Source organism: Paraburkholderia sp. BR13439 (genome assembly GCF_040948805.1).
GTDB classification, from domain to species: Bacteria; Pseudomonadota; Gammaproteobacteria; order Burkholderiales; family Burkholderiaceae; genus Paraburkholderia; species Paraburkholderia youngii.
This window is the reverse complement of record NZ_JBFPKN010000171.1, coordinates 1-329: the sequence shown is the minus strand read 5'-3', so window position 1 is coordinate 329 and position 329 is coordinate 1. Positions and strand designations below refer to the sequence as shown.

The window sequence follows — 329 nt, the reverse complement described above, 5'->3', positions numbered from 1 at the left end:
GGCGCATGGGTCGGTACGTGCGGCGTGCAGCTACAACCGCTGGTCGACGCGCTGCATCAGGAAATCCTGCAGCAGGGTGTGCTGCATGCGGATGAGACGCCGGTACAGATGCTCAGTCCCGGCAAAGGCAAGACTCACCGCGCGTATCTGTGGGCGTATACGCCCACACACTACAGTGAGTTACGCGCCGTGGTCTACGACTTCGCCGACAGCCGTGCAGGCGAGCATGCCCGCGCGTTCCTCGCTGGCTGGCAGGGCAAACTGGTATGCGACGACTACAGTGGTTACAAGGCTGGATTCCAGCAGGGCATCACTGAAATTGGATGTGC

The 329-nt window shown here is 61.4% G+C and carries 1 protein-coding gene; it reads left to right on the top strand.

The window, feature by feature from the left end:
• A partial coding sequence (locus AB3X96_RS42740) for a transposase (RefSeq protein WP_368594439.1) occupies positions 1 to 329 on the top strand: 329 nt, incomplete at both ends.